This is a genomic window from Pseudomonas sp. BS3767, assembly GCF_900099665.1.
Lineage (GTDB): Bacteria > Pseudomonadota > Gammaproteobacteria > Pseudomonadales > Pseudomonadaceae > Aquipseudomonas > Aquipseudomonas cerasi.
The window spans coordinates 971393-986375 of record NZ_FNCX01000002.1 but is presented as its reverse complement, the minus strand read 5'-3'; the positions used below and the strand labels follow the sequence as shown (position 1 = coordinate 986375).

The following is a 14983-nucleotide window of genomic DNA, read 5'->3' as shown; positions in this document are numbered from 1 at the left end:
ATCCCATCCCGAACTCAGTAGTGAAACGATGTATCGCCGATGGTAGTGTGGGGTTTCCCCATGTGAGAGTAGGTCATCGTCAAGATTGAATTCCAGAAACCCTCATCGCTTACGCGTTGAGGGTTTTTGTTTGTCTGGTGCCTGCAAAAACCAGCGTGAAAACACGTTTTCGTTTCTATGCATCATGCCTCAGCGTGGCTATGATGCGTGCCTTATTGCCAGGCGATTCCAAATGCTGACCTTGTTAAAGCTTCTTGCCGATGGTGCGTTTCATTCCGGACAGGTATTGGGCGATGCCCTCGGCATAAGTCGCAGTGCTGTCTGGAAGCAGCTTCAGCAGCTTGAAGCGGATCTGGGCATAGATGTCCACAAGGTGCGTGGTCGTGGTTATAGACTCGCAACGCCTATTTCTCTTCTAAGTCCTGCCGGTATCGAACAGTCAGGCTTTCCTGCCAACTGGTCTGTTCGCACTTACGATTCCATCGACTCGACCAACGCTGAGGCCGCACGCCTGATCACTCAAGGTGTTCCTCTGCCTGTACTGGTGGTGGCCGAGCAGCAGACTTCCGGAAGAGGGCGACGTGGTCGAAAGTGGGTAAGCCCCTTTGCTGAAAACCTGTATTACAGCCTGGTCCTGCGCATTGATGGCGGGATGCGTCAGCTGGAAGGCCTCAGCTTGTTGGTGGGGCTCGCGGTGATGAATGTCCTGCGTGATATGGGCGTCCAGGGCGCAGGCCTCAAGTGGCCAAACGACGTGCTTGTTGGCAGGCAGAAGATCGCCGGCATTTTGCTCGAGCTGATTGGTGATCCGGCGGACGTTTGTCATGTGATCATCGGGATAGGGGTGAACGTAAACATGCGTTCCTCCAGCGAGGTGGATCAGCTATGGACGTCGATGAGGCTTGAGACAGGCGGCCTGGTTGATCGCAATCAGGTCGCCGCTCGTATAAGCACCCAGCTTGAGGCTCTTATGGCGGTTCATCGCAGGGAGGGCTTTGCAGCATTTCATAAGGAGTGGGAGCGTGGGCACTTGTGGCAGGGGGCTGCGGTCAAGCTGCTCTCGGGGGTGGAGGTGGTGGAGGGAGTAGTGTTGGGGGTCGACTCACTTGGAGCGCTGCGGTTGGAGGTCAATGGTGTGGAAAAAAGCTTTAGTGGTGGTGAGCTGAGCCTGAGGTTGCGAGATGATTCTTGAGCTCGATTGCGGCAACAGCTTCATCAAGTGGCGCATTACCGCTAAAAGCGATGCAGCAGTGGTCAGCGGCGGTGTTGTGGACTCTGACGAAGCCTTGTTGGAGCACCTGCGCAATCTACCTGACACGACGTTCAGCGACTGCCGTCTGGTAAGTGTCCGCAGCGCCGAAGAAACGGCGCGTCTGGTTGCTGTCCTGGCTGACGCGTTCTCGGTTGCCCCCGTCTGCGCAGTGCCTGCCCGCGAGCTGGGAGGGGTGATCAATGGCTATGACGATTTCGAACGTCTCGGCCTGGATCGCTGGCTGGCTTTTGTAGGTGCGTACCATCTTGTCAAACGTGCATGCCTGGTGATTGATCTGGGCACTGCCGTGACATCTGATTTCGTCGACGCCGGCGGCGCGCATCTTGGTGGCTTCATCTGTCCTGGGATGCCCTTGATGCGCAATCAGTTGCGCACCCATACTCGTCGCATCAGGTATGACGACACAGAGGCGGAAAGGGCGTTGGTTCGTCTAGTTCCCGGGCGGGCGACCGCAGAAGCGGTAGAGCGCGGCTGCTCGCTGATGCTTCGGGGGTTTGCAGTGACTCAGGTCGAGATAGCTCGTGGGTATTGGGGGGACGACTTTGCTATTTTTGTGACGGGCGGTGACGCTGCTCTGGTTGCGGATGTGCTGCCAGGAGCCCGAATTGTTCCTGATCTGGTCTTCGTGGGGCTGGCTCTCGCCTGCCCTTTGCGTTGAGGTCTTTATGCGTTGGTTATTTCTTCTGCTGTTGATGCTTAATGCCTTTTATTACATCTGGCATCAGCAGGAGGCTCCGCTCAGGGCCAAGGAGGTCATGCCCTTGTCGTTGCACCGTGCTTCTCAGCAGGATATCCGTCTGCTCAGCGAATCGGATGCTGGCCGGGCGTCCCACGATCCTGACACTAAATGCCTGTACGTTGGTGGCTTTGCCAGGCAAGAGGACGCGCGCCTGGTAGAGCAGCGATTGAACAGCCTGGATATCCAGTCTCAATATCAGTCAGTGCAAACGAGCGGGTCGACCGCCTACTGGCTGAAAATTGCGCCGGAAAGTCGACGCCTTGTCGAAGCAGGCTTGATCAGCCAGCTGAGTCAGGATTTCCCGCAATTAAAAAATCAAATAATGTCGTGCGAGGGCATTGCAACTGCTGATTAGTTTACATAGAATGGCGCCCGCTTCGCAGTGAGGTGAAAGTCTCACGAACGAAGTGGTAGTAGTCAACGCATGTAACCTCAGGTTTTTACTGAGAAAAAGGTTGACAGAAGGGTAGCATGAGTTGAGAATGCTGCCTCGCTTAGGAGGGGTTCCCGAGCGGCCAAAGGGATCAGACTGTAAATCTGACGTCTACGACTTCGAAGGTTCGAATCCTTCCCCCTCCACCAGATTTAGCGCGAGCTGCAAGTTGTGCGGGTATAGTTTAGTGGTAGAACCTCAGCCTTCCAAGCTGATGATGCGGGTTCGATTCCCGCTACCCGCTCCAGGCTTGTGGTTCATGCATAGTGTTTTGCTCTTGTAGCTCAGTTGGTAGAGCACACCCTTGGTAAGGGTGAGGTCAGCGGTTCAAATCCGCTCAAGAGCTCCATTGATAAAGGCAGATATGAAAATATCTGCCTTTGTTTTAGGCGGTTCCGCGCTGCGTGCGCCGTCTAAAGCTTATTCGGAGGGCGTCGCCTGTTTGGTGCTCTCCGAATAAGGTGTTGAAAAACTCTTGTCAGGTCCGCATAATGGTCGGCCTGATTTTGCTTTTAGGTCAGTAGCTCAATTGGCAGAGCGACGGTCTCCAAAACCGTAGGTTGGGGGTTCGATTCCCTCCTGACCTGCCAGATTCCCTAGATGTAATCTGGCTTTCTTTTCACAGGATCTCCGTAGATGAATCCCAAGGCTGAAGCATCAGACTCTCGCTTTGATATGCTGAAGTGGCTCCTGGTAGTCGTTTTGGTTGTCGTGGGTGTTGTCGGTAATCAGTATTATTCTGCTGAGCCGATCCTGTATCGCGTTCTCGCTCTCCTTGTGATTGCCGCAGCCGCTGCATTTGTAGCGCTGCAGACAGGCAAAGGTAAGGCTTTCTTCGTTTTGGCGAAAGAGGCCCGTGCCGAGATCCGTAAAGTCGTATGGCCTACTCGCCAAGAAACCACTCAAACCACGTTGATCGTTGTGGCTGTTGTGCTGGTTATGGCGTTGCTGTTGTGGGGGCTCGATTCCCTGCTCGGCTGGCTTGTTTCCTTGATAGTTGGCTAAGGGTGTCCCGTGGCTAAGCGTTGGTACGTAGTGCATGCTTACTCGGGTTACGAGAAGCATGTCATGCGCTCGTTGATCGAGCGTGTGAAGCTGGCAGGCATGGAAGATGGCTTCGGCGAAATTCTGGTTCCCACTGAAGAAGTGGTTGAAATGCGTAATGGCCAGAAGCGCAAAAGCGAACGCAAGTTCTTCCCAGGTTATGTGCTTGTTCAGATGGACATGAATGAGGGTACTTGGCACTTGGTCAAGGACACCCCGCGTGTCATGGGCTTCATCGGCGGTACCGCTGACAAGCCTGCTCCCATCACTGATAAAGAGGCAGAAGCGATTCTGCGTCGTGTCGCTGATGGTAGCGACAAGCCGAAGCCGAAGACGCTGTTCGAGCCAGGTGAAGTCGTTCGTGTCACCGACGGTCCGTTCGCTGATTTCAATGGCACGGTCGAAGAAGTTAACTACGAAAAGAGCCGGATTCAAGTGGCGGTGCTCATTTTCGGACGCTCTACTCCGGTAGAGCTGGAGTTCAGTCAGGTCGAAAAGGCATAACTGAGCTGGAATCCCATACCCCGCAGCCCAAGGCTGTGGGGTTTTTTCGTCACTGGGATATACGCGTAAGTAACCGGGGAGCCTTTGTTGGCGCTTGAACCCGTAATTGGAGTGCCTCATGGCCAAGAAGATAACCGCATACATCAAGCTGCAAGTGAAAGCCGCTCAGGCTAACCCAAGCCCGCCAGTTGGTCCTGCTCTGGGTCAGCACGGTGTGAACATCATGGAATTCTGCAAAGCGTTCAACGCCCGTACTCAGGGTATTGAGCCAGGCTTGCCGACACCAGTGATCATCACTGTATACAGCGACCGTAGCTTCACTTTCGAAACAAAAAGTACCCCTGCATCGGTTCTGCTGAAGAAAGCTGCAGGCTTGACCAGCGGCTCGGCTCGCCCGAACACCGTTAAAGTTGGCACCGTGACTCGTGCTCAGCTGGAAGATATCGCTAAAGCAAAAAATGCGGATCTGACTGCAGCTGACATGGAAGCGGCCGTGCGTACCATCGCCGGTTCCGCTCGTAGCATGGGCCTTAACGTGGAGGGTGTGTAATGGCTAAGCTGACCAAGCGTCAAAAGGCAATCGCCAGCAAGATCGAAGCTGGTAAATCCTACAACTTCGTAGACGCTGCTGCTCTGCTGACCGAGCTGTCGACTGTCAAGTTCAGTGAGTCTGTAGACGTTGCTGTTAACCTGGGTGTTGATCCTCGTAAATCCGACCAGGTTGTACGTAGCGCTACTGTACTGCCACACGGTACCGGTAAGACTGTACGCGTTGCAGTTTTCACCCAGGGTCCTGCTGCTGAAGCTGCTCTGGCTGCCGGTGCTGACCGCGTTGGTATGGACGATCTGGCCGCTGAAATGAAAGCTGGCGATCTGAACTATGACGTCGTTATCGCTTCCCCTGACGCAATGCGCGTTGTGGGTCAGTTGGGTCAGGTTCTCGGTCCTCGCGGTCTGATGCCAAACCCGAAAGTCGGCACTGTTACTCCTGACGTTGCTAACGCCGTCAAGAACGCCAAGGCTGGTCAGGTTCGTTATCGTACCGACAAAAACGGCATCATCCACACTTCCGTTGGCAAGGTCGGTTTCGACGCTGTCAAGCTGAAGGAAAACGTTGAAGCCCTGATCGCTGATCTGAAGCGTATCAAGCCTGCTTCTTCGAAAGGTATTTACGTCAAGCGCATCACCCTGAGCACCACTATGGGCCCAGGCCTGGTCATCGACCAGGGTTCGTTGGAAGCGTAAGACAAAATGGTACGGTGATTGATGCCGTACCATTTGAAAGATTGGGGTCCCTGCCTGGCGGGGGCTATCCAAGACCGTAGGCGACGCAAGTCTTAAACCACAAGCCTACGCAGATGGTGCTCCCGGTTCCTTACCGAATCAGACACCAAAACGACATCTGGCTTCGGTCGGATGAAACGGTAACAAGCAGGAGTTAAACCCGTGGCAATTAAACTCGAAGACAAGAAGGCCATCGTCGCTGAAGTCAACGAGGCTGCCAAAGCTGGTCTGTCCGCTGTCGTGGCTGATGCCCGTGGCGTGACGGTTGGCGCAATGACCGGACTCCGTAAAGAGGCTCGTGAAGCTGGCGTTTACGTACGTGTTGTACGTAACACCCTGCTCAAGCGCGCTGTTGCTGACACTGAATTCAGTGTCCTCAACGACGTGTTCACTGGCCCGACCTTGATCGCGTTCTCCAATGAACATCCTGGCGCTGCTGCCCGTTTGTTCAAGGAATTCGCTAAAGGTCAGGACAAGTTCGAGATCAAGGCAGCTGCGTTCGAGGGCAAGTTCCTCGCAGCTAATCAGATCGATGTACTGGCAAGCCTGCCGACCCGTGACGAAGCAATTTCTCAGCTGATGAGCGTGATTCAAGGCGCTACCAGCAAGTTGGCTCGTACTCTGGCGGCTGTTCGCGACCAAAAAGAAGCAGCTGCAGCCTAAGGCTGAGTCAGATCTTTTCGCGTATTTTTGTTTATTTTGATGGTCGCGTAGGCCGTCCCCCAATTCAGGAAATTGAGTCATGTCCATCTCTCAAGACGATATCCTTAACGCCGTAGCTGAAATGTCCGTTCTGCAGGTTGTAGAGCTGATCAAGGCTTTCGAAGAGAAGTTCGGCGTTACTGCTGCTGCTGGCTCTGCTGGTCCTGCTGCTGCAGCTGCTGTTGTTGAAGAACAAACTGAATTCAACGTCATGCTGCTGGAAGCTGGCGAGAAGAAAGTAAACGTGATCAAGGCAGTTCGTGAACTGACCGGTCTGGGCCTGAAAGAAGCCAAGGCTGTAGTTGACGGCGCTCCTGCCCAGGTTCTGGAAGCAGTGTCGAAAGACGCAGCTGACAAAGCAAAAGCTACCCTGGAAGAAGCAGGCGCTAAAGTCGAGCTGAAATAAGCATCGATTTTGAGTGTCCAGCCCACGCGTTTAGCGAAAGGCTGATGGCTGGTGGCTTTTGCCACCGGCCTTTTTCCGTTATAGACGATTGGCGCTGTCAACGTCTGTAACGTGTGGCATCCACCGATGGCGGTGGCGCAAACCAAGGGGTTTGCAAGATTTTCTGGCTGCTTCCGTCGGGAGGGAGCCAAACAAGCAGGTGACCAAGCTGGGGAACGCTGATGGCTTACTCATATACTGAGAAAAAACGTATCCGCAAGGACTTTAGCAAGTTGCCGGACGTAATGGATGTGCCGTATCTCTTGGCCATCCAGCTGGATTCGTATCGCGAATTCCTGCAGGCGGGAGCGACCAAAGATCAGTTCCGCGACGTCGGTCTGCATGCAGCCTTCAAATCCGTTTTCCCGATCATCAGCTACTCCGGCAATGCTGCGCTGGAGTATGTAGGTTATCGCTTGGGCGAACCGGCATTTGATGTCAAGGAATGCGTGCTGCGCGGTGTGACTTACGCAGTACCTCTGCGAGTCAAGGTCCGTCTGATCATTTTCGACAAAGAATCGTCGAACAAAGCGATCAAGGACATCAAAGAGCAAGAAGTCTACATGGGTGAAATCCCCCTGATGACTGAGAACGGTACCTTTGTAATCAATGGCACCGAGCGCGTTATCGTGTCTCAGCTTCACCGTTCGCCTGGCGTATTCTTCGACCACGACCGTGGCAAGACGCACAGCTCCGGCAAGCTGCTGTACTCCGCTCGTATCATTCCTTACCGCGGTTCGTGGCTGGACTTCGAGTTCGATCCGAAAGACTGCGTATTCGTCCGTATCGACCGTCGTCGCAAGCTGCCTGCGTCCGTACTTCTGCGCGCTCTGGGTTACACCACCGAGCAAGTGCTTGATGCTTTCTACACCACCAACGTATTCCATGTGCGCGGCGAAAACCTGAGCCTGGAACTGGTGCCTCAGCGCCTGCGTGGTGAAATTGCCGTTCTGGATATCCTGGACGACAAGGGCAAGGTTATTGTCGAGCAGGGTCGTCGTATCACTGCCCGTCACATCAACCAGCTGGAAAAGGCCGGGATCAAAGAGCTGGAAGTGCCTCTGGACTACGTCCTGGGTCGCACTACAGCCAAGGTCATCGTGCATCCGGCAACCGGTGAGATCATTGCCGAGTGCAACACCGAGCTGAACACTGAAATCCTGGCCAAGATCGCCAAGGCTCAGGTTGTTCGCATCGAAACGTTGTACACCAACGACATCGACTGCGGTCCGTTCGTCTCCGACACACTGAAGATCGACTCCACCAGCAACCAACTGGAAGCGCTGGTCGAGATCTATCGAATGATGCGTCCTGGCGAGCCGCCAACCAAGGATGCCGCTGAAACACTGTTCAACAACCTCTTCTTCAGTCCTGAGCGTTACGACCTGTCTGCTGTAGGCCGGATGAAGTTCAACCGTCGTATCGGTCGTACCGAAATCGAAGGCTCGGGCGTGCTGTGCAAGGAAGACATCGTAGCGGTCCTCAAGACCCTCGTTGATATCCGTAACGGCAAAGGCATCGTCGATGACATCGACCACCTCGGTAACCGTCGCGTTCGTTGCGTTGGCGAGATGGCCGAGAACCAGTTCCGTGTAGGTCTGGTCCGTGTCGAGCGCGCTGTCAAAGAACGTCTGTCCATGGCAGAAAGCGAAGGCCTGATGCCTCAGGACCTGATCAACGCCAAACCTGTTGCGGCGGCGGTCAAAGAGTTCTTCGGTTCCAGCCAGCTGTCCCAGTTCATGGACCAGAACAACCCGCTGTCCGAGATCACGCACAAGCGTCGTGTTTCCGCGCTCGGCCCTGGCGGTCTGACGCGTGAGCGTGCCGGCTTTGAAGTTCGAGACGTTCACCCGACTCACTACGGCCGTGTGTGCCCGATCGAGACGCCTGAAGGTCCGAACATCGGTCTGATCAACTCCCTGGCGGCCTATGCCCGCACCAACCAGTACGGCTTCCTCGAGAGTCCGTACCGTGTGGTCAAGGAAGGTCTGGTCACCGAAGAGATCGTCTTCCTTTCGGCGATCGAAGAAGCGGACCACGTCATTGCTCAGGCTTCGGCCGCAATGAACGACAAGCAAGAGCTGATCGACGAGCTGGTTGCTGTGCGTCACTTGAACGAATTCACCGTCAAGGCGCCAGCCGATGTCACCCTCATGGACGTTTCGCCCAAGCAGGTTGTCTCGGTAGCTGCATCGCTGATTCCGTTCCTCGAGCACGATGACGCCAACCGTGCGTTGATGGGTTCGAACATGCAGCGTCAGGCTGTTCCTACTCTGCGTGCCGACAAGCCTCTGGTAGGTACTGGCATGGAGCGCAACGTTGCTCGCGACTCCGGCGTTTGCGTCGTGGCTCGTCGTGGTGGTGTGATCGACTCGGTTGACGCCAGCCGTATCGTTGTCCGCGTTGCTGATGATGAAGTTGAAACAGGTGAGGCGGGTGTAGACATCTACAACCTGACCAAATACACCCGTTCGAACCAGAACACCTGCATCAACCAGCGTCCGCTGGTCAGCAAGGGTGACCGTGTTCAGCGTAGCGACATCATGGCCGACGGCCCGTCCACCGATATGGGTGAACTGGCGCTGGGTCAGAACATGCGCATCGCGTTCATGGCCTGGAACGGTTTCAACTTCGAAGACTCCATCTGTCTTTCTGAGCGTGTTGTTCAGGAAGACCGCTTCACCACGATCCACATTCAGGAACTGACCTGTGTGGCACGTGACACCAAGCTTGGGCCAGAGGAAATCACAGCTGACATCCCTAACGTGGGTGAAGCTGCTCTGAACAAGCTGGACGAAGCGGGTATCGTTTATGTAGGTGCCGAAGTCGGCGCCGGCGACATCCTGGTCGGTAAGGTCACTCCGAAAGGCGAGACCCAGCTGACACCGGAAGAAAAACTGTTGCGCGCGATCTTTGGTGAGAAAGCCAGCGACGTTAAAGACACCTCCCTGCGTGTACCAACCGGTACCAAAGGTACTGTCATTGACGTTCAGGTCTTCACCCGTGATGGTGTCGAGCGTGATGCGCGTGCCCTGTCCATCGAGAAGTCGCAACTCGACGAGATCCGCAAGGATCTGAACGAAGAGTTCCGTATTGTCGAAGGCGCTACTTTCGAACGTCTGCGCTCTGCGCTGGTGGGTCGTGTAGCTGAAGGCGGCGCTGGCCTCAAAAAGGGCCAGGAGATCACCAACGAAGTGCTCGACGGTCTTGAGCATGGTCAGTGGTTCAAGCTGCGCATGGCTGAAGATGCTCTCAACGAGCAGCTCGAAAAGGCTCAGGCTTACATCGTTGATCGTCGTCGTCTTCTGGATGACAAGTTCGAAGACAAGAAACGCAAACTGCAGCAGGGCGATGACCTGGCTCCAGGCGTTCTGAAAATCGTCAAGGTCTACCTGGCAATCCGTCGCCGCATCCAGCCGGGCGACAAGATGGCCGGTCGTCACGGTAACAAGGGTGTGGTCTCTGTGATCATGCCGGTTGAAGACATGCCGCACGATGCCAATGGCACGCCGGTCGATATCGTCCTCAACCCGCTGGGCGTACCTTCGCGTATGAACGTTGGTCAGATTCTCGAAACCCACCTGGGCCTCGCGGCCAAAGGTCTGGGCGAGAAGATCAACCGCATGCTCGAAGAGCAGCGTAAGGTTGCTGAGCTGCGCAAGTTCCTCAACGAGATCTATAACGAAATCGGCGGTCGTCAGGAGTCTCTGGAAGACCTCTCCGACAACGAGATTCTGGACCTCGCGAAGAACCTGCGTAACGGCGTACCGATGGCTACCCCGGTTTTCGACGGTGCCAAGGAAAGCGAAATCAAGGCAATGCTCAAGCTGGCAGATATGCCGGAAAGCGGCCAGATGCAGCTGTTCGACGGTCGTACCGGCAACAAGTTTGAACGTGCTGTAACGGTTGGCTACATGTACATGCTGAAGCTGAACCACTTGGTGGACGACAAGATGCACGCGCGTTCCACTGGTTCGTACAGCCTGGTTACCCAGCAGCCGCTGGGTGGTAAGGCACAGTTCGGTGGTCAGCGTTTCGGGGAGATGGAAGTGTGGGCGCTGGAAGCATACGGCGCGGCGTACACTCTGCAGGAAATGCTCACAGTGAAGTCGGACGATGTGAACGGTCGTACCAAGATGTACAAAAACATCGTGGACGGCGATCACCGTATGGAGCCGGGCATGCCCGAGTCTTTCAACGTGTTGATCAAAGAAATCCGTTCGCTCGGTATCGATATCGATCTGGAAACCGAATAACACGTGACGCGAATCGGGGGCAGGGCGGTATTGCCTGCTCCCTGCTCCGCCAGGAGGAAAAGCCTTGAAAGACCTACTGAATTTGCTGAAAAACCAGGGTCAAGTCGAAGAGTTCGACGCAATCCGTATCGGACTTGCATCGCCTGAGATGATCCGCTCTTGGTCGTTCGGTGAAGTTAAAAAGCCGGAAACCATCAACTACCGTACGTTCAAGCCTGAGCGTGACGGTCTGTTCTGCGCCAAGATCTTTGGCCCGGTAAAAGATTACGAGTGCCTGTGCGGTAAGTACAAGCGCCTGAAGCACCGTGGTGTCATCTGCGAAAAATGCGGTGTTGAAGTAGCACTGGCCAAGGTTCGTCGCGAGCGCATGGCTCACATCGAGCTGGCTTCGCCGGTTGCTCACATCTGGTTTCTGAAATCGCTGCCGTCCCGTATCGGTTTGCTGATGGACATGACCCTGCGTGATATCGAACGTGTTCTCTACTTCGAGAGCTATGTCGTTATCGATCCAGGCATGACTACCCTTGAAAAAGGTCAGCTGCTGAACGACGAGCAGTACTTCGAAGCGCTTGAAGAGTTCGGTGACGACTTCGATGCCCGCATGGGTGCCGAGGCTGTCCGCGAGCTGCTGCACGCTATTGACCTTGAGCACGAAATTGGCCGCCTGCGCGAAGAAATTCCGCAAACCAATTCCGAAACCAAAATCAAGAAGCTGTCCAAGCGTCTGAAATTGATGGAAGCCTTCCAAGGTTCCGGCAACCTTCCTGAGTGGATGGTGCTGACCGTTCTGCCGGTTCTGCCGCCAGATCTGCGTCCTCTGGTTCCGCTTGACGGTGGCCGTTTCGCGACGTCCGACCTCAACGACCTGTATCGTCGAGTGATCAACCGTAACAACCGTCTGAAGCGCCTGCTGGATCTGTCCGCTCCCGATATCATCGTGCGCAACGAAAAGCGCATGCTGCAGGAAGCGGTCGATGCACTGCTCGACAACGGCCGTCGCGGTCGTGCGATCACAGGTTCCAACAAGCGTCCTCTGAAATCCCTGGCTGACATGATCAAGGGTAAACAGGGTCGTTTCCGTCAGAACTTGCTCGGTAAGCGTGTTGACTACTCGGGTCGTTCGGTAATTACCGTAGGTCCGACCCTGCGTCTGCACCAGTGCGGTCTGCCGAAGAAGATGGCTCTCGAGCTGTTCAAGCCGTTCATTTTCGGCAAGCTGGAAATGCGTGGCCTGGCCACGACCATCAAAGCTGCCAAGAAGATGGTCGAGCGCGAGCTGCCAGAGGTCTGGGACGTTCTCGCTGAAGTGATTCGCGAACACCCAGTGCTTCTGAACCGTGCGCCAACGCTTCACCGTCTGGGCATCCAGGCGTTTGAACCGGTACTGATCGAAGGTAAGGCTATTCAGCTGCACCCGCTGGTCTGTGCTGCGTACAACGCCGACTTCGACGGTGACCAGATGGCCGTTCACGTGCCTCTGACGCTGGAAGCTCAGCTCGAAGCCCGTGCACTGATGATGTCGACCAACAACATTCTGTCGCCAGCCAACGGTGAGCCAATCATCGTTCCTTCGCAGGACGTTGTACTGGGTCTGTACTACATGACCCGCGAAGCGATCAACGCCAAGGGCGAAGGTCGTGTATTTGCGGATCTGCAGGAAGTCGACCGCGTATTCCGCGCCGGCGAAGCGGCTCTGCACGCCAAGGTCAAGGTTCGTATCCACGAAACGGTCAACGACCGTGATGGTGGCAGCGTCAAGAACACCCGTATCGTCGACACCACTGTCGGCCGTGCGCTGCTGTTCCAGGTGGTTCCGGCCGGCCTGTCCTACGACGTTGTCAACCAGCCGATGAAGAAGAAGGCGATCTCCAAGCTGATCAACCAGTGCTATCGCGTGGTTGGCCTGAAAGAGACCGTTATCTTCGCTGACCAGTTGATGTACACCGGTTTTGCCTACTCGACCATTTCGGGTGTTTCCATCGGCGTTAACGACTTCGTTATCCCTGATGAAAAAGCTCGCATCATCGACGCGGCTACCGAAGAAGTTAAAGAGATCGAAAGTCAGTACGCCTCCGGCCTGGTAACCCAGGGCGAGAAGTACAACAAGGTAATCGACCTTTGGTCCAAGGCGAACGACGAAGTCTCGAAAGCGATGATGTCGAACCTGTCCAAAGAGCGTGTTATCGACCGTCACGGCGTCGAAGTTGATCAGGAATCCTTCAACTCGATGTACATGATGGCTGACTCCGGGGCGCGTGGTTCTGCTGCCCAGATCCGTCAGCTGGCCGGTATGCGTGGTCTGATGGCCAAGCCTGACGGCTCCATCATTGAAACTCCGATCACTGCGAACTTCCGTGAAGGTTTGAGCGTACTTCAGTACTTCATCTCTACTCACGGTGCTCGTAAGGGTCTTGCGGATACCGCACTGAAAACCGCTAACTCCGGTTATCTGACACGCCGTCTGGTAGACGTCGCTCAGGATCTGGTGGTTACCGAGGTTGACTGCGGTACCGAGCACGGTCTGCTGATGACACCGCACATTGAAGGCGGTGACGTTGTGGAGCCGCTGGGTGAGCGCGTACTGGGTCGAGTCATCGCCCGTGACGTATTCAAGCCGGGCACAGAAGATGTCATCGTGCCTGCTGGCACGCTGGTAGACGAGAAGTGGGTCGAGTTCATCGAGCTGAACAGCATCGACGAAGTCATCGTTCGTTCGCCAATCAGCTGCGAAACCCGCTACGGCATCTGCGCCAAGTGCTACGGTCGCGACCTGGCACGCGGTCATCAGGTCAACATCGGTGAAGCTGTCGGCGTAATCGCTGCACAGTCGATCGGTGAGCCGGGTACCCAGCTGACAATGCGTACGTTCCACATCGGTGGTGCGGCAAGCCGGACCTCGGCAGCCGACAGCGTTCAGGTGAAGAATGGCGGTACTGTCCGTCTGCACAACCTGAAGCACGTCGAGCGTGTTGACGGTCACCTGGTTGCGGTATCCCGCTCCGGTGAGCTGGCAATCGCAGATGACTTCGGTCGCGAGCGTGAGCGTTACAAGCTGCCATACGGTGCAGTGATTTCGGTGAAGGAAGGCGACAAGGTCGACGCTGGCTCTATCGTGGCCAAGTGGGATCCGCACACTCACCCAATCGTCACCGAGATGAAAGGTACTGTTACCTACGTAGGCATGGAAGAAGGCATCACGATCAAGCGTCAGACAGACGAATTGACCGGTATGACCAACATTGAAGTGCTCGACGCCAAAGACCGCCCGGCTGCCGGCAAGGACATCCGTCCTGCTGTGAAGATGGTCGGTCTGGATGGCAAGGATCTGTTGCTGCCTGGTACTGACGTACCGGCCCAGTACTTCCTGCCGGCCAACGCTCTTGTTGGTGTTGCTGACGGTGCGCAGATCGCGATCGGTGATGTTATCGCTCGTATTCCGCAGGAAACTTCGAAGACTCGTGACATCACCGGTGGTCTGCCGCGTGTTGCCGACCTGTTCGAAGCGCGTCGTCCGAAAGAGGCGTCGATCCTTGCAGAAGTCAGCGGTACCATCGCATTCGGTAAAGAGACCAAGGGCAAGCGCCGTCTGGTCATTACCCCGAACGACGGTAGCGATCCGTACGAGGAACTGATTCCGAAGTGGCGTCACCTGAACGTCTTCGAAGGCGAGCAAGTGAACCGCGGCGAAGTTATCTCCGACGGCCCGAGCGATCCACACGACATCCTGCGTCTGCTGGGTGTGAGTGCGCTGGCCAAGTACATTGTCAACGAGATTCAGGACGTATACCGTCTGCAAGGCGTGAAGATCAACGACAAGCACATCGAGACGATTCTGCGTCAGATGCTGCGCAAGGTTGAAATTGCCGAGTCTGGCGATTCCAGTTTCATCAAGGGCGACCAGATGGAATTGACTCACGTACTGGTAGAAAACGAGCGTTTGAGCACGGAAGACAAGTTTGTTTCCAAGTTCACTCGCGTGTTGCTGGGTATCACCAAGGCATCGCTGTCCACCGAGTCGTTCATCTCCGCGGCCTCCTTCCAGGAGACAACCCGCGTACTGACCGAAGCGGCTGTGACCGGCAAGCGCGATTACCTGCGCGGCCTGAAGGAAAACGTGGTCGTGGGTCGTCTGATCCCGGCCGGTACTGGTCTGGCTTATCACAGCGAGCGCAAGCGTCGTCGTGAAATGGACAAACCGACCCGTGTCAGCGCGAGCGAAGTAGAAGCAGCTCTGACGGAAGCGTTGAACTCCAGCGGTAATTGAGACCAGAGCCTCGGCATTTTTCACCTGGCAGACAGCACC

General features: G+C 55.5%; 11 protein-coding genes, 4 tRNA genes and 1 rRNA gene. All 16 read left to right on the top strand.

The window, feature by feature from the left end; translation table 11 throughout:
* Positions 1-85: ribosomal RNA gene (gene rrf / locus BLR16_RS09015) — 5S ribosomal RNA — on the top strand; the annotation flags it as partial.
* A gap of 147 nt (positions 86-232) precedes the next feature.
* Complete coding sequence (gene birA / locus BLR16_RS09010) at positions 233-1192, top strand: bifunctional biotin--[acetyl-CoA-carboxylase] ligase/biotin operon repressor BirA (protein ID WP_161437883.1); 960 nt, start codon at positions 233-235, stop codon at positions 1190-1192.
* Positions 1182-1931, top strand: a complete 750-nt coding sequence (locus BLR16_RS09005; RefSeq protein ID WP_074805346.1) for a pantothenate kinase — start codon at positions 1182-1184, stop codon at positions 1929-1931. The genes birA and BLR16_RS09005 overlap by 11 nt, the downstream gene beginning before the upstream one ends.
* A 7-nt stretch (positions 1932-1938) precedes the next feature.
* Positions 1939-2367, top strand: coding sequence for a hypothetical protein (locus BLR16_RS09000; RefSeq protein ID WP_003369046.1), 429 nt, complete (start codon positions 1939-1941; stop codon positions 2365-2367).
* 142 nt (positions 2368-2509) lie between these two features.
* Positions 2510-2594: transfer RNA gene (locus BLR16_RS08995), tRNA-Tyr, on the top strand.
* 24 nt (positions 2595-2618) lie between these two features.
* A tRNA-Gly gene (locus BLR16_RS08990) sits at positions 2619-2692 on the top strand.
* A 26-nt stretch (positions 2693-2718) separates the two neighbouring features.
* Positions 2719-2794, top strand: a tRNA-Thr gene (locus BLR16_RS08985).
* Positions 2795-2959: 165 nt separating this feature from the next.
* A tRNA-Trp gene (locus tag BLR16_RS08980) sits at positions 2960-3035 on the top strand.
* Positions 3036-3081: 46 nt separating this feature from the next.
* Positions 3082-3450 carry a preprotein translocase subunit SecE gene (secE, locus tag BLR16_RS08975; RefSeq protein WP_002555502.1) on the top strand — a complete coding sequence of 123 codons (369 nt, stop codon included), beginning with the start codon at positions 3082-3084 and terminating at the stop codon, positions 3448-3450.
* Positions 3451-3459: 9 nt separating this feature from the next.
* Positions 3460-3993, top strand: coding sequence for a transcription termination/antitermination protein NusG (gene nusG / locus BLR16_RS08970; RefSeq protein ID WP_002555501.1), 534 nt, complete (start codon positions 3460-3462; stop codon positions 3991-3993).
* Between the two features lie 118 nt (positions 3994-4111).
* Entirely contained in the window at positions 4112-4543 is a 432-nt protein-coding gene (rplK, locus tag BLR16_RS08965) for a 50S ribosomal protein L11 (RefSeq protein ID WP_002555500.1), read from the top strand.
* Positions 4543-5238: a 50S ribosomal protein L1 gene (gene rplA / locus BLR16_RS08960; RefSeq protein WP_002555499.1), complete on the top strand. Its 696-nt coding sequence runs from the start codon at positions 4543-4545 to the stop codon at positions 5236-5238. The genes rplK and rplA overlap by 1 nt, the downstream gene beginning before the upstream one ends.
* A gap of 201 nt (positions 5239-5439) precedes the next feature.
* Positions 5440-5940, top strand: a complete 501-nt coding sequence (gene rplJ, locus BLR16_RS08955) for a 50S ribosomal protein L10 (RefSeq protein ID WP_003431816.1) — start codon at positions 5440-5442, stop codon at positions 5938-5940.
* 79 nt (positions 5941-6019) lie between these two features.
* Entirely contained in the window at positions 6020-6385 is a 366-nt protein-coding gene (gene rplL, locus BLR16_RS08950) for a 50S ribosomal protein L7/L12 (protein WP_003317111.1), read from the top strand.
* A 221-nt stretch (positions 6386-6606) separates the two neighbouring features.
* Positions 6607-10680, top strand: coding sequence for a DNA-directed RNA polymerase subunit beta (gene rpoB / locus BLR16_RS08945; RefSeq protein WP_003431815.1), 4074 nt, complete (start codon positions 6607-6609; stop codon positions 10678-10680).
* Positions 10681-10744: 64 nt separating this feature from the next.
* The gene (gene rpoC, locus BLR16_RS08940; RefSeq protein WP_003431814.1) at positions 10745-14944 is read left to right on the top strand and encodes a DNA-directed RNA polymerase subunit beta'; all 4200 of its coding nucleotides are present in this window, start codon (positions 10745-10747) and stop codon (positions 14942-14944) included.
* Positions 14945-14983: the final 39 nt, after the last annotated feature.